Source organism: Ruania halotolerans, assembly GCF_021049285.1.
In the GTDB taxonomy this organism is placed as follows: Bacteria; Actinomycetota; Actinomycetes; order Actinomycetales; family Beutenbergiaceae; genus Ruania; species Ruania halotolerans.
The window spans coordinates 3,570,220-3,592,370 of the sequence record NZ_CP088017.1; the positions used below are offsets into that span (position 1 = coordinate 3,570,220).

A 22,151-nucleotide genomic window follows, 5' to 3' on the forward strand; every position below is an offset into this window, starting at 1 on the left:
GCTGGATCAGCCGGCGGAGATCGTCTCGAGCGCAGCGTTCACGCGCTCGCGCAGGCTGTCCGAGATCGGGGCGGACCCTGCGACGTCGGGCTGGGCGGCGCGCTCCTGGCCCTCCTCGCTGGCGACGTAGCTGAGGTAGCCCTGGACGAGCGAGGCGTGCTCCTCGTTGTCGTAGGTGCCGCAGGCCAGCGAGTAGGAAATCAGCACGATCGGGTAGGCGCCCGATTCCTGGGTGTCGCGAGCCAGGTCGATCGTGAGGATCGTGTCGGTCGCATCCGCGGCCGGCTCGGAAACGTCCACGACGGTCGCGGCGGCCTCCGGGGAGAACGGCACGAACTCCTCGCCCACGCCGACGGCCACGCTGCCCAGCTCACCCACGCGGGAGGCGTCGACGTAGCCGATGGTGCCCTCGGCGGCCTCGACCACTCCGAGCACACCGGAGGTCTGCGCACCGGACTGGCTGCCCTCGATCGGCCAGAGGCCGGACGGCTCGTGGGTCCAGGTGTCGGGGGCTGCGGCGGCGAGGTACTCGGTGAAGTTCTCCGTGGTACCCGAGTCGTCGGAGCGGTTCACCGGCACGATGTCCAGGTCAGGCAGCTCAGCATCCGGGTTGGCCTCGACGATCGCCGGGTCGTTCCAGTTGGTGATCTCACCGGCGAAGATGCGGGCGATGGTGTCGGGGCCCAGGTTGATGTTCGTGTCGTTCAACTCGGGGACGTTGTAGACCACGGCGATCGGGCTGATGTACAGCGGCGCCTCGATCACGGTGCCGCCGCAGCGCTCCTGCGCGGCGGCGAGCTCGTCGGCATCCAGAGCCGCATCAGAGCCGGCAAACTGCACAGTCCCGTTGATGAACTGCTCGCGTCCGGTGCCCGAGCCAGTCGGGTCGTAGGTCACGGTCGCATCCGGGTTGGCCTCCATGAACCCGGCCAGCCAGCCCTGCACCGCGCTCTCCTGGGAGCTGGCGCCGGAACCGGCGATGGTGCCGGACAGTTCGGTGGACTCGTTCGTCCCGTTGCTCTCGGTGGTCTCGTCCCCGTCGCCGGAGGAGCTGCCACCACAGGCAGCGAGGGTGAGCGCGAGGGCGCCAATCGCGGAGATACCCGCCACACGGCGGCTAGGTGCAAGCTTCACGTTCATTCCCGTTTCTGTCGAGGTCTGGGGGCTGCGTGCCGCACGGCGGCATCCGCAACCACGACTGACGGTAGGGATCCCGAGTGACTGCCCGTCCTGGATCAGGTGAACATCAGGTGAACGAGCATCGACAGCTCACGTGAGGCTCGCCACACCAGGCGGCGTTGCTCGTGTGTGCGGAGGTCCGCGAACACTCAGGAGGGTGGTCGATGCCGTTCCACGGCCACTACCCGCGCGCGCCGGTTCTCCCGGCGCGACATGTGCACCACGAGCACCTCACCGGTGCGCAGATAGGGGTTCTCGCGGGGCAGTTGTTTCGCCACCCGGTGCGGGCTCCTCGCCTCGACGGCGTCCAGGACGAACGGGAACACCGGGCGGTGGGTACAGACGGCCGTCGCCTCACGAGGTCTGCCGAGGAGTTCCCCGACCAGGGCACGTGCCGCACTGGGACGGTCCCGCGCCGCGGCCTCGGTGAGCTGCGGTGCGGAGACGATCATGTTGTCGCACGCCTCCGCGAACGGAGTCATCGTGTCGCGGCAGCGCGCCCACGGCGACGAGATCACCTCATGGACCCCGTAGGCGGCAAACACAGGAATGAGCGCGTTCGCCTGTTCCCGGCCCACCGGCGTCAGCGGCCGGCTCTCCTCACCCCCCGGCCAGGCAGAACGCTTTCTCGCTCGCCCGTGCCGTACCAGCAGCAAGGTCCAGGTGCGTAGCAGCCCGTCCTCGAAGTAATCGATCAGGGCACCGAGCGGTTCGACGTCGTCGGCGCGGGTCAGGAGTTTGCGCGCCTTCTTCGCCTCCACCCAGCGCGCCTCATCCACCTCGTGCTTGGAGGCCGGCTTGATCCGTGGGCGCGCTGTCAAAGCGGCGACGTCCACCCCGTCCACATCGGCGGCCGTGGCAGCCCAGTAGTGGCACACTTTGCGCACACCGCCGGCGAGTGTGTAGCTGACCGTGGGCAGGGGCAGGCCGAGCACCACCGGCACTCCGGTCTCCTCCTGGACCTCTCGCACCGCGCACATCGGCAGGCTCTCCTGCGGTGTGTCCAGCTTTCCCTTCGGCCATGACCAGTCGTCATACCGGGGGCGGTGGATGAGCAGGACCTCGAGGTGCCGGCCGACGATCCGCCAGACCAACGCCCCGGCCGCCTGAACGACGCGACCTGAGGACCCCATCGATCAGCTGTCCGCGCTTCGCCGACGGTGCACCGAGATCAGATGCTCCTGCAGATCGCGCAACGGCGCACCCGCAGCGTCGAGGTGATGGCGTTCCCACTGCGGATCGCCCTCCGAATCAGTGCTCAGGTGCCAGGACGACGTACCTTCCGCCACCGAGGTATCGATCAAACCGACGAGTTCGGCGATCTGATCAGGATCGACCACGCGAACCAGTACCTCCACCCGCCGGTCCAGGTTCCGGTGCATCAGATCCGCCGAACCGAGGAAGATCTGCGGGTCTCCACCACCGGCGAAGGCATAGATCCGCGAATGCTCCAGGAACCGGCCGAGGATCGAACGCACCCGGATGTTCTCACTCAGCCCCGGCACTCCGGCTTTGATTCCGCAGATGCCTCGGACCACCACGTCCACCGGAACGCCCGCCTGCGAGGCGCGGTAGAGCGCGTCGATCGTCTGCTCGTCCACCACCGAGTTCACCTTGAGCTTCACCCAGGCTTCTTTGCCGGCGCGAGCGTTCTCGATCTCGGTCTCGATCCGTTCGACAAGCCCACGCCGAATACTCCGCGGTGCCACCAGCAGCCGGTGGAACCGGCTCTTGGGGGCGTAGCCGGAGAGCTGGTTGAAGAGCCGGGTGAGATCCTGGCCCACTTCGGAGTTGCAGGTCAGCAGGCCGTGGTCCTCGTACAGGCGGGCCGTCTTCGGGTTGTAGTTCCCTGTTCCGACATGGCAGTACCGGCGCAGCCCATCCGCTTCCTGGCGCACCACGAGGGAGAGCTTGCAGTGGGTCTTCAATCCCACGATGCCGTACACCACGTGCACTCCGGCCTGCTCCAGCTTGCGCGCCCAGGAGATGTTCGCCTCCTCGTCGAAGCGCGCCTTGATCTCCACGATGGCGAGCACCTGTTTGCCAGCTTCGGCGGCATCGATGAGGGAGTCCACGATCGGGGAGTCACCGGAGGTGCGGTACAACGTCTGCTTGATCGCCAAAACCTTGGGATCGGCGGCAGCCTGAGCGAGGAACTGCTGCACGCTCGTGGAGAACGAGTCGTACGGGTGGTGCAGCAGAATATCCCGCGCGCTGATCGCACCGAAGATGTCCGTCGGGCTGGCCGACTCCACCTCGGCGAGCCCCTTGGGCGTGATGGCCACGTGCTTGGGGTAGTGCAGTTCCGGGCGATCCAGATCCGCGACCAAATTGAGGCCGGTCAGATCCAGGGGCATCGGCAGCTCGTAGACGTCCGGCTCGGAGATGTCGAGCTCGCGGATGAGCATCTCTCGCAGCCGGGGCGTGAACCCGGTCGCCAGTTCCAGCCGGACGGGTGGGCCGAAACGTCGCCGCAGCAACTCCTTCTCCAGTGCCTGAAGGAGGTTCTCCGCGTCGTCCTCCTCCACCTCAAGGTCTTCGTTGCGCGTCACCCGGAACACGTGGTGCTCGACCACATCCATCCCAGGGAACAGGTAGTACAGGAAGGAGGAGATGACATCCTCGATCGGTACGAACGAGCGGTACCCGTCGTCGTCCGGAGCATCTTCGGGCCGGTGGGGACGGCCCCGAGCGTCCACGGCGATGAACCGCGGCAACAACGGCGGCACCTTCACACGGGCGAAGTGCTCCTTGCCGGTGGCGGGATTGCGCACCACTACCGCAAGGTTGAGAGAAAGCCCGGAGATATACGGGAATGGATGAGCCGGATCCACGGCCAGGGGGGTCAGCACCGGGAAGATCATCTTCCGGAAGTACTTGTGCAGGCGGTCCCGCTCGCTCTCGTGCAACTGATCGAAGTGCACCAGGGTGATGCCCTCCGCCGCAAGTGCGGGCTGCACCTGTTCGGAGAAGACCTGAGCATGACGATCGGTGAGCGCATGTGCCTTGGCGGAGATGCTGTCGAGCACCTGCCGAGGCAGCAGCCCGGAGGCGGCCTGGACGGCCATGCCGGTAGCGATGCGCCGTTTCAGCCCGGCCACCCGGACCATGAAGAACTCATCCAGGTTCGAGGCGAAGATCGCCAGGAATCGCACCCGTTCCAGCAGTGGAAGGTCCGGATCCTCAGCCAGCTCGAGCACGCGTTCGTTGAACTGCAGCCAGCTCAGTTCCCGGTCGGCGAACCTGTTCGCCGGAAGCTCCTGCTGGGCGGGTGTGGTGGCACCACCATCAGCGGCGCTGATCACCGCGGGCGCACTGGGGTGGGACGTCGTCGAACCGTCCACCGCGGTTGCGGTCACAGTGGCTGGGATGGTGGACATCCTGCGGGCGCTACCCGCGTCTTCCTGCCGGAAGAAGGACTGCCCGGATGGACTCGTGCCCTCGCTCTGGTGCACCGATCCGACCTGCTCGCTCATGGCGCCTATCGTGTCACCTCGCTCCGGCGGGTGTGAACTGCTCCACAGGCTCGGCCGGTTCAGCGCGCGTACTGCACATCGGCCCGCTCGCGGGTGAACCCGGCGCGGGTGTACGTGCGGATCGCCGGGGCGTTCTCGCCCTCCACGTACAGCTCGATCCGCGCGAGATCGTGCGCCGCGAACGCCGCCATCGCATGGGCAGTGAGCAGTCCGCCCACACCGCGCCCCTGGGCCTGCGGATGCACGCCGAGGGCATAGATCTCCCCCACCGCGTGGCCAGGATTTCCCTCGATCTTCACCCACAGGCTGCCCAGCAGCTCCCCGGTGTTCACGTCCTCAGCAAGGTAGAAGACGTCCGGGTCGAACCAGGGTTGAGCCTCACGCTGCTCAAGATCGGCGCGGGTGAGCCTGCCCTGCTCCGGATGATCGGCAAAGGCGAGGGCGTTCACAGCGAGCCAGGCATCCTCGTCCCGGCCCACCTCGAACGTCCGCACCCGCAGTCCCTCAACGTGCGGCATCTCAGGTGCGGCGGTGGGCGGCGCGGCGGTCATCACCCATAGGTCCCGAACGCGGCGCAGCTGCCTGGACCTGGCCAACGCCTGGGCGGCAAGGAGATCGCCGTGGGCCCAGACCGCCGGGGATCCAGGGGCGATATCGAGCACCGCATCGAGCAGTTGGCCGCCGATCCCCTGCCTCCGGCTGCCCGGGTGTACGGCGAGTTCGGCCGAGGCCGTAGCGGAATCGTGCTGGGCGTAGCCCACCACCTGGCCCGACGGCGCACGGGTGAGAAGGTGCGTGAGGTGGCGTTCGGCGCCTTCCAGGTTGAGCAGGGTCTGCTCGGAGAGCGCCTCGATCCCGTCCACCTCCTCGGCGGCCTGGGCGAGTGCGCGCACGGCTGCGGCATCGGCGCCGGTCAGGGACGCCGTCCTACTCGGCTCGGCTGCCACGCGGGGATCGGTGGCCATCAGTCCAACTTCCCGGCCCGCCAGAGGGCGGCCGCCTGCTCGAGATCCTCAGCGGTTTCCATCAACGAGCCAGCCCGCCGGGTGAGTTCGCGGGCGCGGGCATCGTCAGAGAGTTCGATCCAGTCCGCGTCCATTGCCGAACCGGCGGCCAGCACCCGTAAGAACGCGCCTGCCCGATCCAGTGCCGCGTCCAGATCACCGCGGAACACTCCGTGCAGCACGGCATCGGCGAGCTCCTGGATCTGATCGGGGCCCGGCGGGGAGGCCACGCCGGCAACCACGCCAGCCACTTCGGCCCGGTGCGCTCCGAGGTGGTAGCGCTCGGCAATCGTGCGCGGGTCGCGTCTGGTCCATTCCCGCAGCACGTACAGACGCCAGAGTGCACCGGGCAGTGTGTCCGCAGGACTCGACGCCCACAACTGGGCGAGCAGGTCAAGGCCCTCGGTGTCCACGAGTTCGATGAGGCGGCGAACCATGGCCGCATCGGCCCGCGGATCGGCCACGGCCTCGCCGGCTCGGCCACCGCGCACGATGGCCGTCGCGGTGGTGTGCGCGAGCTCATTGCGGTCCGCGGGGTCAGGATCGCCAGGGATTGCCTCGGCTGCCTCGGAGGTCAACATCGCCGGACGGCGGAAGGGACGGTTGGTCACACCTCTCCTGACGGGCCGTGGGGACCTCGAACCTGGCAACCGTTGCATGTCACCTCAGCCGAAGTTCTGACCCTCACCACGATACGTCGGCACGCTCGAGTGCACCGATCCGGCGCGGACCAGGCGCACCTGATCAAAGCGCTCCATCAGCTCCCCGGCCTTCGCGTGCCGGAGCCACACCCGGGCACCAACCGCCGGGCCCTGACGACCGGAGGGGTAGCGCAGGGGCGTTTGCACCTCACCGGCGCCCTCCGACCCGAGCAGCCGGGCGCCGTCCACCGGCCGGGGCAGACGGCTCGGGCGGGCAGGTCCGGAGGCCACATATCCACCACCGAAAGCTGTGGCGATGCGGGCCGCAGGGCGGCGCACCACATCCAGTCCGAAGAAGGCGGCGGGGCGAGGATCGAAGGCGTCGTAGCTGTCGAACAGCGTGGGGCACAGCAGCCCCGATCCGGCGGTGAGTTCGGTGATCGTGGGATCGGTGGCTGTCTGCTGCAACGATCCGGTCCCACCTCCGTTCACCAGGACCTCGCGCCCCAGGTGGTCTTCGAGTGCGCTGACCACGGCCGGACGGCGCGCGGCAAGGTCGCGCAAGGAGAGTCCCTTCATCACCTGCACGGCCGGGTTCCGCCATCCGGAGCCGTCCGGCACACCGGCCACCTGCGCCTCGTAGAACATCACCCCGCGTACCCGCAGCCGGCCGGTCCGTTCCGTGGCCCGAGCCAGGCGCACCACATCCTCGGGGCTGCGCAGCGGGGACCTGCGTACGCCCAGGTGCGCCGAGAACGGACCGAACCCGAGCCGTAGTGAGGCGTCCACGTCCAGGCAGACCTGCACCGGCGGCCCCGCCGAACTGCCCGCAGTGGACGCGTTCTCGGTTCGGTCGGTGCGCAAGCCGTCGGCGCGCATGAAGGCTCGCTCGAGCAGCGCCACCTGAGAGACGTCGTCGACCATCACAGTGATCGCCTGCCGGGCTGCTGGATCCTGGGCGAGGCGCACCAGCGAACCGGCGTCCACGCTCGGGTACCCCACGAGCACGTCCTCCACGCCGTCCTCGGCCAGCCACAGCGCCTCGGCCAGCGAGTACGCCATCACTGAGGCGAAACCGGCATCGAGTGCACGATGGACGAGCTGGCGCACCCGCACCGACTTCGACGCCACACGCAAGGGGAGCCCCCCGGCCCGGGCGAGCAGGTCCGCGGCATTGGCATCGAAGGCATCGAGATCCACCACCGCGATCGGCGCCGCAAGCGATCGGGTGGCATCGCGCCACGGTGCCGGGCGCGCCGATGTGGCCGAACCCCAGCCTGGCTGTGTGCCGGCATGGCCGACCGATCGTGCGGATCCCACCCTGCCGATACGCCTCATCTGTTCATTCTCACCCACTTCCGCCGCGGGCGGGTCCACGATGCGGACTCTTCACGGGCACTGCCCAGCGAGCCGGGCCCCCGGGCTACCGTCGCCATCATGTTCGCCCGCCCCGTGCCCCCGCAGCCTGCCCCGATGGCGCGCTCACGGCGAATGCCCGGCTGTCGCTGCCGCTGACGTCAGCCAGTCTCGCCGCCGAGCGAGAGCGTCATCGCGGATCAGTACCGCCCAGCCCGCCTTCCAGGCCCCGTCGAGGAGCACCATGACCGGCCAGACCGCCACCACCGAACGTCCCACTCCCCGCCCAGCCCGGCCGAAGCGCCCCAACGGTCAGTGGCTGGTGGACGGCAAGGAGCCGTTGAATCACAACGAGGCGTTCAAACAGGAAGACAACGGCCTCAACGTCCGCGAGCGCATCGAGCAGGTGTACTCCAAGGAGGGCTTCGACTCGATCTCCGGCGATGACCTGCACGGCCGCTTCCGTTGGTGGGGCCTGTACACCCAGCGCAAGCCGGGCATCGACGGCGGGCGCACGGCCACCCTGGAACCGCATGAGCTCGAGGACAAGTACTTCATGCTCCGGGTGCGTATCGACGGCGGTGCGCTCACCACGGAGCAGCTGCGCGTGATCGCGGGGATCTCCGAGGAGTTCGCACGCGACTCCGCCGACATCACCGACAGGCAGAACATCCAGGTGCACTGGGTGCGGGTGGAGGATGTGCCGGAGATCTGGCGCCGTCTCGAGGCGGTCGGCCTGGGCACCACCGAGGCCTGCGGCGACGTGCCGCGGGTGGTACTCGGCAGCCCGGTGGCCGGGATCGCCGCGGACGAGATCCTCGATCCGAGCCCGGTGATCGAGGAGATCAACCGCCGCTACCTCGGGGTGCCCGAGCTGGCGAACCTGCCGCGCAAGTTCAAGACCGCGCTGACCGGCCACCCCAGCCAGGATGTGGTGCATGAGATCAATGACGTGGCGTTCGTGGGCCTGGAGCACCCCGAGCTCGGCCCGGGCTTCGATGTGTGGGTCGGCGGCGGGCTCTCGGCGAACCCGCGCCTGGGTGAGCGCCTGGGCGTGTTCGCCACGGCCGAGCAGGCACCGGATATCTGGCACGGAGTGGCGCAGATCTTTCGCGACTATGGCTACCGCCGGCTGCGCAACAAGGCCCGGCTGAAGTTCCTGCTCGCCGACTGGGGGCCGGAGAAGTTCCGCCAGGTGCTGCAGGAGGAGTACCTCGGCTACGCGCTGCCGGACGGTCCGCCCGCTCCGCAGCCGCGGATGCCCGGTGACCACGTGGGCGTGCACGCGCAGAAGGACGGGCGCTACTACGTGGGCGCCGCACCCTATGTGGGCCGGGTCAGCGGAAGCATCCTGACGGCAGTGGCCGAGCTCGCCGAATCGGTGGGTTCGCAGCGGGTGCGCCTGACCCCGCACCAGAAGCTGCTGGTGCTGGATGTGCCCGAGGAGCACCTGGACACGGTGACCCGTGGGCTCAAGGACCTCGGCCTGGACCCGAACCCGAGCCCGTTCCGCCGCAGCACTATCGCCTGCACCGGGATCGAGTACTGCAAGCTCGCCATCGTCGAGACCAAGGCCACTGCAGCCCGGGCGATCGACGACCTGGAGCAGCGGCTCGCCGACGTGCCCGACCTGCGCCCCCTCACGCTGCACCTGAACGGATGCCCGAACTCGTGCGCGCGGATCCAGACGGCCGATATCGGCCTGAAGGGTCAGCTGGTGATGAACGACGACGGCGAGCAGGTTCCGGGCTTCCAGGTGCACCTGGGCGGGGGGCTGGCCTCCGAGGACCGGGAGGAGGCCGGGTTGGGCCGCACGGTGCGCGGGCTGAAGGTCACCAGCGAGGATCTGCCTGAGTACGTGGAACGGGTGACCCGCCGGTACCTGGCCGAGACCGAACAGGATTGTGACGGCGGCTCCGAGACCGAGAACGCCTCACGTGAGTCGTTCGCCTCGTGGGCCCGCCGCGCAGATGAGGAGGCCCTGACGTGAGCATCAGCGCACAGGCTGACGCCAGCCCGCTGGCGACCGCCCGACGGATCGCCCAGGAACGCCAGGCGGCACGGACTGCCGCGCGAGCCGCGCACGCCGAACGGCGGGCCTTGGCACCGGCGAAGCGGTCGCACGCCGAGCTGAAGGAGATCGTGGCCCGTGGCCAGGAGCTGCTGCACGGCTCCGGTGTGGGCGCAGCCGATGAGGCGAGCCCCGCTGAGGTGGTGGCATGGGCCGCGCGAGAGTTCGGCACCTCCCTGGCCGTGGCGTGCTCGATGGCAGACGCCGCGCTGCCGCACCTGGTCGCACAGTCCGCACCGTGGGTGGACGTGCTGTTCCTGGACACCGGGTACCACTTCGCCGAGACCCTCGGCACCCGCGAGCGCGTGGCGCATGAGCTGGACGTGACCGTGGTGGACGTGCTGCCGAACCTGACCGTGGCTGAGCAGGACACGCAGTACGGCAAGGACCTGTTCGCCCGGGATCCGGCCGCGTGCTGCGCGATGCGGAAAGTGGAGCCTCTGCAGCGCACGCTGGGGGGGTACGAAGCCTGGGTGACCGGCGTGCGCCGGGAAGAGGCACCCACCCGCGCGAACACTCCCCTGATCACCTGGGATGAGAAGAACGGCCTGGTGAAGATCAACCCGGTGGCCGCCTGGACCTCCGACGATCTGCAGCACTACGCCGAGACTCACGGCGTGACCATCAACCCTCTGCTGAACGACGGCTACCCCTCGATCGGCTGCGCCCCGTGCACGGCGCGCGTGGCACCCGGAGCCGACCCCCGATCCGGCCGCTGGGCCGGCCTCGACAAGACCGAATGCGGGCTGCACTCATGAGCATCGACCTGACGCACACCCACCGAACGACCGAGGCGGCTGGGCCGGCGGCGCACGCACGGGCACACCAGCGCTACCGCCTCCCGCGAGCCGAGGCGCTGGAGAGTGAGAGCATCCACCTCATTCGCGAGGTGGTGGCCGAGTTCGAGCGCCCTGTGCTGCTGTTCTCCGGCGGCAAGGACTCAGTGGTGATGCTGCACCTGGCTGCGAAGGCGTTCTGGCCCGGCAAAGTGCCCTTCGGGGTGCTGCATGTGGACACCGGGCACAACTTTCCCGAGGTGCTCGAGTACAGAGACACCACTGCCGCCAGGCTCGACGTGAAGCTGCACGTGGCGACGGTGCAGGAGTACATCGACGACGGGCGCCTGCGGGAGCGTGCCGATGGCACCCGCAACCCGCTGCAGACGCAACCACTGCTCGATGCCATCACTGGCCACCGGTTCGACGCGGTATTCGGTGGCGGCCGGCGGGACGAGGAGAAGGCCCGGGCCAAGGAGCGGGTGATCTCGCTACGGGACGAGTTCGGTCAGTGGGACCCCCGCAATCAGCGACCCGAGCTGTGGAACCTCTACAACGGCCGGCACCGCCCGGGTGAGCACGTGCGTGCCTTCCCCCTGTCGAACTGGACCGAGTTGGACGTGTGGCACTACATCGCCGCCGAGGGTATCGAGCTGCCCAGCCTCTACTACGCCCATCAGCGGGAGGTGTTCGACCGGGACGGGATGCTGCTCTCCGTGGGGGAGTTCGCACAACCGAAGACGGAGACGGAGCGTGCCAGTGTCCGATCTGAACAGGTGCGCTACCGCACCGTAGGTGACATGAGCTGCACCGGTGCGGTGCTCTCCGACGCAGCGACCCCGCAGGACGTGGTGGCCGAAGTGGCCGCTACCCGGATCACCGAGCGGGGCGCCACCCGCGCAGACGACCGCCTGTCCGAGGCCGCGATGGAGGACCGGAAGAAGGAGGGGTACTTCTGATGGGTACCGCCGAGACCACCACCACGGGCGCCCCGCCCGCCCCCAGCACCCTCACCTGGAGCACCGTGCCCTCACCCGCCCCCCTCAGCGAGCCCGACCTGGCCATCGACCCGACCGCCGTCGACCCCGATGCGGTGGACCCCACCGCGGCCGGCACGCTGCTCCGCCTGGCCACCGCCGGCTCGGTGGACGACGGAAAATCCACCCTGGTGGGCCGGCTGCTGTACGACTCCAAATCGGTGCTCGCCGACCAGTGGGAGTCGATCGAGCGGGTCTCCACCGACCGCGGCCAGGACACCGCCGATCTGGCTCTGCTCACCGACGGCCTGCGCGCCGAACGCGAGCAGGGCATCACGATCGACGTGGCCTACCGCTACTTCGCGACGGCCACCCGTTCCTTCATCCTGGCCGACTGCCCCGGCCACGTGCAGTACACCCGCAATACCGTGACGGGTGCCTCGACGGCGGACGCCGTCGTCCTGCTGATCGACGCCCGCAAGGGTGTGCTGGAGCAGACCAGGCGACACCTCGCCGTTGTGGGTCTGCTGCGGGTGCCACATGTGGTGGTGGCGGTGAACAAGATCGACCTGGTGGACTACTCCCGGGAGCGGTTCACCGAGTTGGCCGAGGAGATCCGCGACGCCGCCACCGCCCTCGGGGTGCCGCACGTGCACCCGCTGCCGGTGTCAGCGCTGGTGGGCGACAACGTGGTGACCCGGGCGCAGGACACGATGCCCTGGTACGAGGGGCCGAGTCTGCTTGAGCTACTCGAGTCGCTGCCGGTGGCCGACACCCCGGGCACCGAATCGTTCCGCCTCCCGGTGCAGTCGGTGCTGCGCCCGCAGGCGGCGGCCGTCTCCGAGGAGTACCGCGAGTACCGCGGCTATGCCGGGCAGATTGCCGCCGGTGTGGTGCGGGTGGGCGACCCCGTGGTGGTCCTGCCCAGCGGGCAGCGCACCACTGTGGAAGGGATCGACACCCCTGACGGCGAACTGGCCGAAGCCTTCGCACCACAGTCGGTCAGTGTGCGGCTCAGCGACGACATCGACGTGGCGCGCGGTGATCTGATCGCCGCCGCGGCGGACGCGCCCGCGGGCACGAAGGAGCTGGAAGGAACCGTGACCTGGCTCAGCGATCAGCCGCTGCGCCCCGGGGCGCGGGTGCTGCTCAAGCACACCACCCGCACGGTGCGGGCGATCGTGTCCGAGGTGACCGGGCGGCTGGACCTGCTCAGCGCCACCCCGGGGCCCGCCGAGGAACTGGTGCTGAATGACATCGGCACGCTGCGGATCACGCTGGCAGACGCCGTGGTGGCGGAGGACTACACGCGATCACGCCGCACCGGCGCATTCCTGCTGATCGATGCCCACGACGGCAACACCCTCGCCGCAGGGATGGTCGGCACCCCGTAGCCTCCAGCCTCATTCCCCCCGCCCGGGGCGGAGTTTTGGCCTGACCAACCTCCGCCCCGGGCGGCTTTGTGTCCGGGCAGCGCATCGGCGGCAGACTTGTGGTCGTTTCTCGGCTCCAGAACGACCAGAAGTCCGCCCTCGATCGTCGAACACCTGACCAACAGCCCCGGGAACGGGCAGGATGGGCTCATGACGGCGCACACCTGGCGGAACTGGTCCGGCACGGTCACCGCGCACCCGGCGCGGATCGTCGCCCCCCGCGATGAGGGCGAGGTGGCGGACCTGGTGCGCTCCGCCGGCGCACACGGGCAGCGGGTGCGCGTGGCCGGGGCCGGGCACTCGTTCACCCCGGCAGCCGCCACCGAAGGCACGCTCCTGCAACTCGATCTCCTGGACGGTCTCGAGCACATCGGGCAACCGGCACCGGATGGGTCCAGGCTGGTGCGGGTGGGTGCGGGGATTCGCCTGCGCGATCTGACCCAACAGCTGGCCGCTCGTGATCTGGCCATGGAGAATATGGGCGACATCGACGCCCAATCCCTGGCGGGTGCGATCTCCACCGGCACACACGGCACCGGTGCCCGCCTGGGCGGTCTCGCCACTCAGGTGCACGCCCTGCGCCTGGTCACCGCCGAGGGTCAGATCCGCGACATCAGCCCCGAGCGCGATGCGGACCTGTTCGAGCTCGCCCGGCTCGGCCTGGGGACGGCGGGGGTACTGACGGCGATCACCCTGCGATGCGTCCCGGCGTTCACCCTCACCGCCACGGAGGCACCCCTGCCGCTGGATCACGTGCTGGAATCACTCGGTGAGCTCCTCGCCGCCGACCACTTCGAGTTCTACTGGTTCCCGCGCACCGAGGTGGCGCTGACGAAGACGAACACCCGGGACGGCTCCTGCCCAGCGCTCCCGGCCGCGCGGCGAATACTTGAGGATGAGGTGCTCAGCAACGGGCTGTTCGAGGTGACCAACCGGCTCGCCACAGCCGTTCCCGCGCTCACGCCGCAGCTGAACCGGTTCGCCGCCCGGGCGCTCTCGGCTCGCACCTACACCGCCACCTCACCCGAGGTGTTCGTCTCACCGCGCCGCGTGCGATTCACGGAGATGGAGTACGCCATTGCGGCGGACGCGGTGGTGCCCGCTCTACGTGAGATACAGCAGTGGCTGCACCACAGCCAGGAGAACGTGCCGTTCCCGATCGAGGTGCGATTCGCCGCCGCCGATCAGGTGTGGCTCTCGACGGCGTACGCTCGCCCGACCGCGTATGTGGCCGTCCACCAGTATCACCGCCTCAGCCATGCCCGGTACTTCCGCGCGGTGGAAGCCATCATGCGCGACTACGACGGGCGACCCCACTGGGGCAAGCTGCACCGCCGTCGGGCGGACGATCTGGCGAGCGCCTACCCGAGATGGGCCGACGCGCACAGGGTGCGGACCGCCGTCGATCCGGGCTCGGTATTCGCCAACTCCTACACTGAGCGGGTGTTCTCCCCCGCGACTGGGCGAGGCTGAGGCACGGCAGGAGAGGTAGCATCACGGGGTCCGCTGCGAAGAGGAGATGCGCGTGCGCCGCACCGTCACCGCTGAACTGAACCTCACCGCCGCGGCCGGCTCCACCCAGCTGGCGATGATGATCGCCGTGGCGCGGGTCCCTGGCCTCACGGTGGACGATGAGCTCGAGGTGCGGATGGACGGCGCTCCCGTGCCCGCGGTCGCCGTGGAGGGGCCGCACTTCGGCCTCCTGCACCTGGTGGACCTGGACCGCGCGGAGAGCGCTGCGGGCGCCGTGACCGTGCACTACCAGGCACGCGTGGACGGCGACCCGGCCGCCGCCGCCCTCGAATCCCCCGAACCGGGTGCCACCGACCTGCTCACCTACCTGCGGCCCAGCCGCTACGCCGAATCTGACGAATTGTTCCCCACCGCGCGGCGCGAGTTCGCCGGAGCGGGCGGGCTGGAGTTGGTGCACGCCGTCACCGACTGGGCGGCGAAGCGCCTGTACTACGTGCCCGGATCCAGCAGGGTGACCGACGGCGCGGTCTCCACCTACCTTCAGGGCCAGGGGGTGTGCCGGGACTACGCCCACCTCGTGGTGGCGGTGCTACGCGCGATGGACGTCCCGGCCCGGCTGGCCGCCGTGTATGCCCCGGGCCTGCGCCCGATGGACTTCCACGCCGTTGCCGAGGCATGGGTGGACGGGCACTGGCACGTGGTCGATGCGACCCGGCTGGCGCCGCGCCTGGCACTGCTGCGGGTGGCCACCGGGCGAGATGCAGCCGATACCGCATTCCTGTCCGCCTACGGTGCGGGGATCCAGATGGGCACGCAAGCGGTGACGGCGGTGGTGGAGGGAGACCTTCCGGTCGAGGATCGCACTGCGGCAGTGCGCCTCCCGTGAGCACACGGAGCCTGGCGCGATCACCTAAAGTGGGAGAGCCGGCCCAACAGAACGAGTGAACAGGACTGTCGAGACCGTGCCAGCCGCGCCGGGAACCCGCGAGGAACGGTGGGAGAACCGCCTCGCGTGGCCCGTGCTGATCGCTGCACTCGCCTCCGTTCCGGCGATCTTCCTCACATTGCTTCCCGATCCCATGTCCACCTGGGGCACGGTCGCCAACATCCTCTCCGGCATCGTCCTGACCGCGGAGACTGTGGTGTTGTTCGCCGTCTCCTCGAACAAGCGAGCATGGGTGCGCCGCAACTGGTGGCTGATCGCGCTGACACTGGTGGTCGTGGCCGGTGTTGCACTCGCCCTGGGACCGGTGCAGCTCCTCCGTCTGATCCGCGCCATCGGTGCGCTGCGGGTGATCCGGGTGAGCCGGATCGTGAAGGCAGGGCGCATCCTCGGCCGCCGCCTGGACGGGACCTGGGCCAAGCTGCCGGCGATGCTTGCCTCCGCGCTGGTGGCACTCTTCGTCGCCATCGTGCTGGCCGACCCGACGTCGTTCACGCGGGAACTGCTCGACGACATCGTCGGAGAGCGGTTCCGGGTCCCGATCGCGATCGGTGCCGGTCTGGTGCTCGCGGTGGCCACCTTCGTGGTGATCCGCAACCGTGAGAACACGGGCACACCGGCCCAGGATCGCGGTTCGGACCCTGGTGATGCAGAGCCGGACTCGCAGGAGACGAGCGGCCGAGACGGGCCGCCTCGCCAGCACGCGTAGACTCGTGCGTCGCACCGTGCGTGCAAGGGCCTCTAGCTCAACTGGCAGAGCAACGGACTTTTAATCCGTGGGTTCCGGGTTCGAGCCCCGGGGGGCCTACCGCCACCGCCGAGCGAACGCATCCCCGCGTCGAGAGACGCCGGAGTATGCGAGGGCTGGGCGGCGCCGCCGGGTGGGCTCGACGTGAGTGGCGGAAGCTGTCACTGAGGGGGACAGGAACCCTCGGTTCACGCGGGGCAGACTGGGTGCCATGACGAAGCAAGCGGTGGGTCTGGGTGACTTCCTCCGGTCGCGGCGCGCGCAGATCGCGCCGGAGAGCGCTGGCGTGGTCACCTATGGGTTCCGGCGGGTCACAGGGCTGCGACGGGAGGAACTGGCCGAACTCGCGGGCGTCTCGCTCACCTACTACACCCGGCTCGAGCAGGGGAATGCGACGAACGCCTCCGATGCGGTGCTCGATGCGCTGGCGCGAGCACTGGGACTGGACGCGATCGAACGAGCACATCTGTTCTCGTTGGCCCGGGGCGGCGTGCCCCGGCCGGCAGCCGGCGATCCGTACAGTCCTCGCCCCTCGACCTTGACGTTGCTCGACAGCATGGCCGAGGTGCCCACCGTTCTTCTCGCTCGCAACCAGGACATCCTCGCCTGGAACCGCTTGGGCCACGCGTTGATCGCCTCGCACCTCGACCCGTCGGCACCCACGAGGGGGCAACGGCCGAATGCGACGCGGATGCTATTCCTGGACCCCGCCACGCGAACGCTGTACCGGGACTGGGGCCACGAAGCGTGCCTCACGGTGGCTTCCCTGCGTTATGTCGCGGGCCAGCATCCCGATGATGAGCGGCTCCAGGCGATGATCCATGACCTGCGTACCGAGAGCGGCGAGTTCGATGCGCTCTGGCGCAGGCAACCGGTCGATCTGTGCATCTCGGGCGTCAAACGCCTCAGGCACCCTCGCGTCGGTGATCTGACCGTCTCCTACGAGATTCTGCACCTCGCGGAAGCAACCGGTCAGCGGCTCCTGACCCACACCTCCGTGCCCGGCAGCCCGGACGCCGACGCAGTGCGCGTACTTGCCTCGACCACCCTGACCTGATCTGCCGGGCGGAATCGCCGCCCGTTGCCTTCCCAGCACGCACACCCGTCCCGGGTGGGCGTCAGCCTGCCCTCCGAAGGAGCACCCATGGACCTCCACCTGCAGAACGCGGTCGTCATCGTCACCGGCGCAAGCGCCGGCATCGGCGCCGCCACATCAGAACTGCTCCACGGCGAAGGTGCGATCGTCATCGGCATCGCCCGCACCGCACCACCCGAACAGAAGCACCCGTTCATCCTGGCCGATCTGCGCGATCCGGCCGCACCGGCACAGGTGGTCGAGGCAGTGATCCGCGAGCACGGCCGCCTGGACGGCCTGGTGAACAACGTCGGTGCCATCGCGTCACGCTCCGGCTTCCTCGACGTGAGCGACGAGGACTGGCAATCCACCTGGGAACTGAACGTGATGTCGGGGATCCGGATGACGCGGGCGGCGCTGCCGCACCTGCTGGCGGCCGGGTCTGGATCGATCGTCCACATCACGAGCGAGGCTGCGCGACTCGGTGATCCGACGATCGTCGACTACGCGGTCTCCAAGACGGCGATGCTGATGATCTCGAAGGCGTTGGCGGCAGAGTTCTCCCCACGAGGAGTTCGATCGAATGTCGTCGCGCCCGGCCCCACCAGGACCAGTCTGTGGGATGCGCCCGGGGGCTTCGCCGACCAGCTCTCGACGCAGTTCGGGTTGCCCCTCGAGCAGGCGATCGAGCATTTCGTCCACACTGTGCGCCAGCTGCCCTCGGGCCGGCTCGGCAGCCCGGAGGATGTCGCCCGAGTGATCGGCTATCTCCTCTCTCCGATGGCCTCGCAGGTCACCGGAGCCGAATGGGCGGTCGACGGTGGCGCGCTGAGGCAGATCTGATGCTCCTGACAACTCGACGTTCCGCCGATCACCGTTCACGGGCAGGTCTGGCGGCACTGAGTCTGGGGTCGTTCGGGATCGGGCTCACCGAGTTCATCCTCGCCGGCCTCCTCAGCCCGGTCGCCCGCGACCTCGATGTCTCCCTCTCCGCGGCCGGTCAACTCGTGACGGGGTACGCGCTCGCGGTCGTGGTCGGTGCCGTCGCACTCACGCCTCTGCTGCTGCACCGGCCGCCCCGGAACGCCTTGGTGCTCCTCATGGGCCTGTTCGTCGCGGGCAACCTTCTCTCCGCGTTCGCGCCGGACTACAGCTCGCTCATGGTGGGGCGGGTGATCGCCGCGCTGTGTCACGGCGGCTTCTTCGGGATCGGCGCGGTCGTCGCCGGAGACATGGTCAGACCGGATCGTCGCGCCGGAGCCATCGCCGGCATGTTCGCCGGTCTGACCCTGGCGAATGTTCTCGGGGTACCGCTGGGCACCTTGGTCGGCCAGCAGTACGGGTGGCGGGCGACGTTCTGGCTTATCACGCTCGTCGGAGTGATCGCTCTGGTCGCTCTGCGCACCGTCGTTCCGCGTCTACCGCCCCGCAACGACGGTCCGCTCCGGTCGCAGTTCGCCATGGTGACCGCCCGGCCGGTACTCGCCTCCATCGCCCTGACAGCAGCGGTGTTCGGTGGCGTTTTCGGCGCCTTCACCTACATTGAACCGCTTCTGACGTCCGTCTCGGGCTTCGACGAGGCCGCCGTCCCGTGGCTCCTGGTGCTCTTCGGCGTCGGCCTCGTCGTCGGCAATGTGATCGGCGGCCGGGCCGCCGATCGGAACCTGGCTGTCACCCTCGCCACGCTCGTGACGCTGCTGCCGCTCGTCCTCGCTGGGCTGGCGCTGGTCTCCTCCCATCGTGTACCCACGGCGATCGCCCTGACACTGCTGGGCCTGGTCGGCTTCGCCACCGTCGCACCGCTCCAGCTTCGCGTGCTCTCCTACGCGGCACGCGCGCCCATCATCGCCTCGGCGACGAATATCGCCGCGTTCAACCTCGGAAACACCATCGGGGTAGCAGCGGGCGGCTACGCACTGGCCGGCTTCGGCCTCGTCGCACCCGTGTGGACCGGAGCCTGCCTCTGCCTGCTCGGTTTCCTTCTTCTCGTGGTCAGCACCCTCTCCCGAAAGGCACGACGATGACCCTCACCCCTCAAGCAGAAGCGCACCTGGCCGCGGCCGCCGGGGCCGGTGCACGCCCGGTGCACGAACTCACCGTCGGCGAGGCCCGCATGGCTAGCCTCGGCTACCTGGACCTGCAACGCCCAGCACCCGGCGTGCACTCGGTCACCGACACGTTCATCCCCGGGCCGACGGCGGATCTGCCCATTCGCATCTATCGCACCACCACCGCCCCCGACCTCCCCGCCGTCCTGATGCTGCACGGCAGTGGGTGGGTGATCGGCACCATCGACCTCGCCGACGAGCCTGCACGCCAGCTCGCCCTCGACACGGGGTATGTGGTCATTACGGTGAACTATCAGAAGGCTCCCGAGCACCCCTTTCCCCAGCCCCTCGACGACTGCGCGGCCGCTTTCACCTGGATGCGCGACCACGCCGCCGATCTGGGGATCGATCGTGACCGGATCGCCGTCGTCGGAGACAGTGCCGGAGGCAACCTCGCCGCTGCGCTCTGCCTGCGCCTGCGCGATCAGGGCGTCGACGGGCCGGCCGCGCAGGCGCTGCTCTATCCGGCGCTCGCCCCGGACTTCACCACCGCCTCACACCGGAAGTACGACGAGGGCACCGGGCTCAGCAGTGCCGATATGCGCTGGTTCTGGAGCCACTACCTCCACGGACAACTGAACGATCCCGACCCGCACGCGGCACCGCTGACCGCCCGTTCCCTCACTGGCCTGCCACCGGCCTACATCGCCGCCGTGGAACACGATGTTCTCCATGACGACGCCACCGCCTACGCACGACGCCTCGCGGATGCAGGAACGTCGGTCGAACTCGAGGAGTACCCCGGCATGATCCACGGCTTCTACTGGATGGATGCCGTCCTCGACGACAGCCGGCAGCTTCAGCGTCGTCTCGCCGCCTGGCTCACCCGGACCCTTGCAGCCGCCCTGTGACAGCCCATATTGACCGACGGCGAATCAGAACGTGGCGCTGGACCAGACGTATCCGGCCTCGGCCACCAATTCCACTGCCATGGCGCCGTCATCGTCCACTACCCACCGGTTCGGGGAATCCTCCGCCAGTGCCCACGCCCCCATGTCCGCCTTGGTCCCGTCGGCGTACTCGACCATGCAGGTGTACTCAACTCCGACCGGACCCTGCGCCACGTCCACCACGAGCATCGGCCCATCCGGGCTCCAGCTGCGGGAGACCTGCCCGATCTGGGTGCCGTCCGCGGTGAGCAGCGGTGCCGTCCATTCCGAGGCGGCCGACGGCGGTGGTTGCGTTGCCGAGTCCAGCAGCTGCATCGCAGTCACCCCCACAGCGATGCCGAGCAGCCACGCCGCTGCCACGGCGAGAATCGCCCGACGACGGCCCCTCGCCCGACCGTGCGGCGCACCGGCGTCGGCGGTGGGTTCACCCGCACGTTCGGCTCGTAGCCGGGCAAGCACGGACGTCTCGAAGTCGGGCGGCGGCGCGTGCCGGGGCACTGCCGGCAAGACCTGCTCGATAGCCCCGGAGAGATCGTCGTATTCGCGCCGGCAGGGGGCACATCCCGTCAAGTGGCCGCTCACGCGGGCGCGGGTGGCGGCATCGGCCTGGTCGAGCGCGACCTCGATGAGGGCGTCGTGGTCCGGGTGCCATCCCGGGACGGTCCGGTCCGGCGTCATGTTCGGTCTCCTTGTTCTGTTTCGGCACCGCGTTCTGTCTCGACACCGCGCCGTAGCCGTCGGAGCCCGTCCCGGATGCGCGTCTTGGCCGTCCCCAGCGGAATGCCCTCCCGGTCACTGACCTCCGCTGCCGTCAACCCGCCGAGTACGGCCAGCATGACCGCGCGGGCCTGTTCGGGCGAGAGGACGTGCAGCCGGCGGACCGCACGCTCGGCCTCCACCCGGTGCATCGCCGTCTCTTCCAGGTCCGGGGAGGTGATGAGCGTGTCATGGAGGAGTTGGTCGAGGATCCCGTCCTCTGTCGGTGTGCTCCGCCGGGCGCGCACGGCGTCGATGGCGGCGTTGCGGGTGATCGTGAGGAGCCAGGTGAGCACGGAGGCGCGCCGCGCGTCGTATCCGCCGGCGGACCGCCAGGCACGCAGGAACACTTCCTGGCTGACGTCCTGGGCGAGCGCCGGATCTCGCGTGATGCTGACCGCCATACCGAAGACCGCACTCTGGAATCTGCGCACGAACGCCGCCGAGCCGGCCGGATCGTCCAATCCCAACCCCGCAAGCAGGGCGGCATCGTCTGCCCGATCGGCGCGTGACATGGCTCCCATACTTCACGATACGGCCGAGACCCTCGGTGCGGATTGCGTCACCTCGTCGCTTCGCAGGTTCGATCGTGGCAATCCCTGCGGCTCCGCTGACACGTACTACTCGCAACCGGCCCCCTGCCGGCGACGAATGAGCGACGAGTGGAGACGACGATGCGACGTACTCGAGTGGTACTGACGGCCGCCCTGGTGGGAGCAGGCCTGCTGCTGGCAGGCTGTGGCTCCGCCGACGAGGGCGATACGGGTGAGTCTGGCGGCGAGGAGAGCGCCGCAGAGGAGATGGCGGGCGACGATGACACGGAGGGCACGGACGAGGACATGACCGAGGAGGACGACGGCGACATGATGGCCGCCACCGCTCTCACCACGGCGGAGACCGATCTCGGCACGATCCTCACCGACGGTGACGGCAACACGATCTACCTGTTCACCAACGATGAGGAGGGTGTGAGCAACTGCGACGGCGAGTGCATTGCGAAGTGGCCCGCCGTCGAAGGTGAACCAGAGGCCGGCGCCGGTGTGGACGCCGCCCTGCTCGGCAGCATCGAACGGTCCGATGGGACCGTGCAGGCCACGTATAACGGCCACCCGTTGTACTACTTCGTCCAGGACTCAAGTCCTGGTGACACCACCGGTCAGGGCGTGAACGAGGTCTGGTACGTCCTCTCCCCCGAGGGCGAGATGATCGAAGCCATGGACGACATGGGCTGACACGGCCCCGTCA

Annotated in this window: 20 protein-coding genes and 1 tRNA gene; 13 read left to right on the plus strand and 8 right to left on the minus strand. The window is 69.0% G+C overall.

The window, feature by feature from the left end:
* Nucleotides 1–6 precede the first annotated feature (6 nt).
* The 6 genes from pstS to LQF10_RS16120 all read right to left on the minus strand — a co-directional run bounded on the left by pstS (nucleotide 7) and on the right by LQF10_RS16120 (nucleotide 7,638).
* Nucleotides 7–1,140, minus strand: coding sequence for a phosphate ABC transporter substrate-binding protein PstS (gene pstS, locus LQF10_RS16095; RefSeq protein WP_231064824.1), 1,134 nt, complete (start codon nucleotides 1,138–1,140; stop codon nucleotides 7–9).
* 188 nt (nucleotides 1,141–1,328) lie between these two features.
* Entirely contained in the window at nucleotides 1,329–2,312 is a 984-nt protein-coding gene (locus LQF10_RS16100) for an NUDIX hydrolase (protein ID WP_231064825.1), read from the minus strand.
* 3 nt (nucleotides 2,313–2,315) lie between these two features.
* Nucleotides 2,316–4,559: an RNA degradosome polyphosphate kinase gene (locus LQF10_RS16105; protein ID WP_435531454.1), complete on the minus strand. Its 2,244-nt coding sequence runs from the start codon at nucleotides 4,557–4,559 to the stop codon at nucleotides 2,316–2,318.
* Between the two features lie 155 nt (nucleotides 4,560–4,714).
* A complete protein-coding gene (mshD, locus tag LQF10_RS16110) occupies nucleotides 4,715–5,620 on the minus strand; it encodes a mycothiol synthase (RefSeq protein ID WP_231064827.1) in 906 nt (301 codons plus the stop codon).
* Nucleotides 5,620–6,270 carry a hypothetical protein gene (locus LQF10_RS16115; RefSeq protein ID WP_354002600.1) on the minus strand — a complete coding sequence of 217 codons (651 nt, stop codon included), beginning with the start codon at nucleotides 6,268–6,270 and terminating at the stop codon, nucleotides 5,620–5,622. Before LQF10_RS16115 ends, mshD begins: the two co-directional genes overlap by 1 nt.
* 54 nt (nucleotides 6,271–6,324) lie before the next feature.
* Entirely contained in the window at nucleotides 6,325–7,638 is a 1,314-nt protein-coding gene (locus tag LQF10_RS16120) for an alanine racemase (protein ID WP_231064828.1), read from the minus strand.
* 262 nt (nucleotides 7,639–7,900) lie between these two features.
* Here LQF10_RS16120 and LQF10_RS16125 point away from each other — a divergent pair, with 262 nt between their 5' ends.
* The 12 genes from LQF10_RS16125 (at nucleotide 7,901) to LQF10_RS16180 (ending at nucleotide 20,111) form a co-directional block, all read left to right on the plus strand.
* Nucleotides 7,901–9,646, plus strand: a complete 1,746-nt coding sequence (locus LQF10_RS16125) for a nitrite/sulfite reductase (RefSeq protein ID WP_231064829.1) — start codon at nucleotides 7,901–7,903, stop codon at nucleotides 9,644–9,646.
* Nucleotides 9,643–10,485: a phosphoadenylyl-sulfate reductase gene (locus tag LQF10_RS16130; protein ID WP_231064830.1), complete on the plus strand. Its 843-nt coding sequence runs from the start codon at nucleotides 9,643–9,645 to the stop codon at nucleotides 10,483–10,485. The genes LQF10_RS16125 and LQF10_RS16130 overlap by 4 nt, the downstream gene beginning before the upstream one ends.
* On the plus strand, nucleotides 10,482–11,462 hold the full coding sequence (gene cysD / locus LQF10_RS16135; RefSeq protein WP_231064831.1) for a sulfate adenylyltransferase subunit CysD: 981 nt from the start codon (nucleotides 10,482–10,484) through the stop codon (nucleotides 11,460–11,462). Before LQF10_RS16130 ends, cysD begins: the two co-directional genes overlap by 4 nt.
* Nucleotides 11,462–12,874 carry a sulfate adenylyltransferase subunit 1 gene (locus LQF10_RS16140; RefSeq protein ID WP_231064832.1) on the plus strand — a complete coding sequence of 471 codons (1,413 nt, stop codon included), beginning with the start codon at nucleotides 11,462–11,464 and terminating at the stop codon, nucleotides 12,872–12,874. The genes cysD and LQF10_RS16140 overlap by 1 nt, the downstream gene beginning before the upstream one ends.
* 189 nt (nucleotides 12,875–13,063) lie before the next feature.
* On the plus strand, nucleotides 13,064–14,386 hold the full coding sequence (locus LQF10_RS16145) for a D-arabinono-1,4-lactone oxidase (RefSeq protein ID WP_231064833.1): 1,323 nt from the start codon (nucleotides 13,064–13,066) through the stop codon (nucleotides 14,384–14,386).
* Between the two features lie 52 nt (nucleotides 14,387–14,438).
* Complete coding sequence (locus LQF10_RS16150; RefSeq protein ID WP_231064834.1) at nucleotides 14,439–15,272, plus strand: transglutaminase-like domain-containing protein; 834 nt, start codon at nucleotides 14,439–14,441, stop codon at nucleotides 15,270–15,272.
* A gap of 76 nt (nucleotides 15,273–15,348) precedes the next feature.
* Nucleotides 15,349–16,038 (plus strand): ion transporter, encoded by a 690-nt coding sequence (locus LQF10_RS16155; RefSeq protein WP_231064835.1) that lies wholly within the window; start codon nucleotides 15,349–15,351, stop codon nucleotides 16,036–16,038.
* A gap of 26 nt (nucleotides 16,039–16,064) precedes the next feature.
* A tRNA-Lys gene (locus LQF10_RS16160) sits at nucleotides 16,065–16,137 on the plus strand.
* 151 nt (nucleotides 16,138–16,288) lie between these two features.
* Nucleotides 16,289–17,134, plus strand: coding sequence for a helix-turn-helix transcriptional regulator (locus LQF10_RS16165; RefSeq protein WP_231064836.1), 846 nt, complete (start codon nucleotides 16,289–16,291; stop codon nucleotides 17,132–17,134).
* An 87-nt stretch (nucleotides 17,135–17,221) separates the two neighbouring features.
* Nucleotides 17,222–17,995, plus strand: coding sequence for an SDR family NAD(P)-dependent oxidoreductase (locus tag LQF10_RS16170; RefSeq protein ID WP_231064837.1), 774 nt, complete (start codon nucleotides 17,222–17,224; stop codon nucleotides 17,993–17,995).
* A complete protein-coding gene (locus LQF10_RS16175; RefSeq protein ID WP_231064838.1) occupies nucleotides 17,995–19,176 on the plus strand; it encodes an MFS transporter in 1,182 nt (393 codons plus the stop codon). Before LQF10_RS16170 ends, LQF10_RS16175 begins: the two co-directional genes overlap by 1 nt.
* On the plus strand, nucleotides 19,173–20,111 hold the full coding sequence (locus tag LQF10_RS16180; protein WP_231064839.1) for an alpha/beta hydrolase: 939 nt from the start codon (nucleotides 19,173–19,175) through the stop codon (nucleotides 20,109–20,111). The genes LQF10_RS16175 and LQF10_RS16180 overlap by 4 nt, the downstream gene beginning before the upstream one ends.
* 24 nt (nucleotides 20,112–20,135) lie before the next feature.
* Here the strand turns inward: LQF10_RS16180 and LQF10_RS16185 are convergent, their stop codons facing one another.
* Complete coding sequence (locus LQF10_RS16185) at nucleotides 20,136–20,828, minus strand: hypothetical protein (protein ID WP_231064840.1); 693 nt, start codon at nucleotides 20,826–20,828, stop codon at nucleotides 20,136–20,138.
* Nucleotides 20,825–21,421 (minus strand): RNA polymerase sigma factor, encoded by a 597-nt coding sequence (locus LQF10_RS16190; RefSeq protein ID WP_231064841.1) that lies wholly within the window; start codon nucleotides 21,419–21,421, stop codon nucleotides 20,825–20,827. Before LQF10_RS16190 ends, LQF10_RS16185 begins: the two co-directional genes overlap by 4 nt.
* A gap of 159 nt (nucleotides 21,422–21,580) precedes the next feature.
* Here LQF10_RS16190 and LQF10_RS16195 point away from each other — a divergent pair, with 159 nt between their 5' ends.
* Entirely contained in the window at nucleotides 21,581–22,138 is a 558-nt protein-coding gene (locus LQF10_RS16195) for a COG4315 family predicted lipoprotein (protein WP_231064842.1), read from the plus strand.
* Nucleotides 22,139–22,151: the final 13 nt, after the last annotated feature.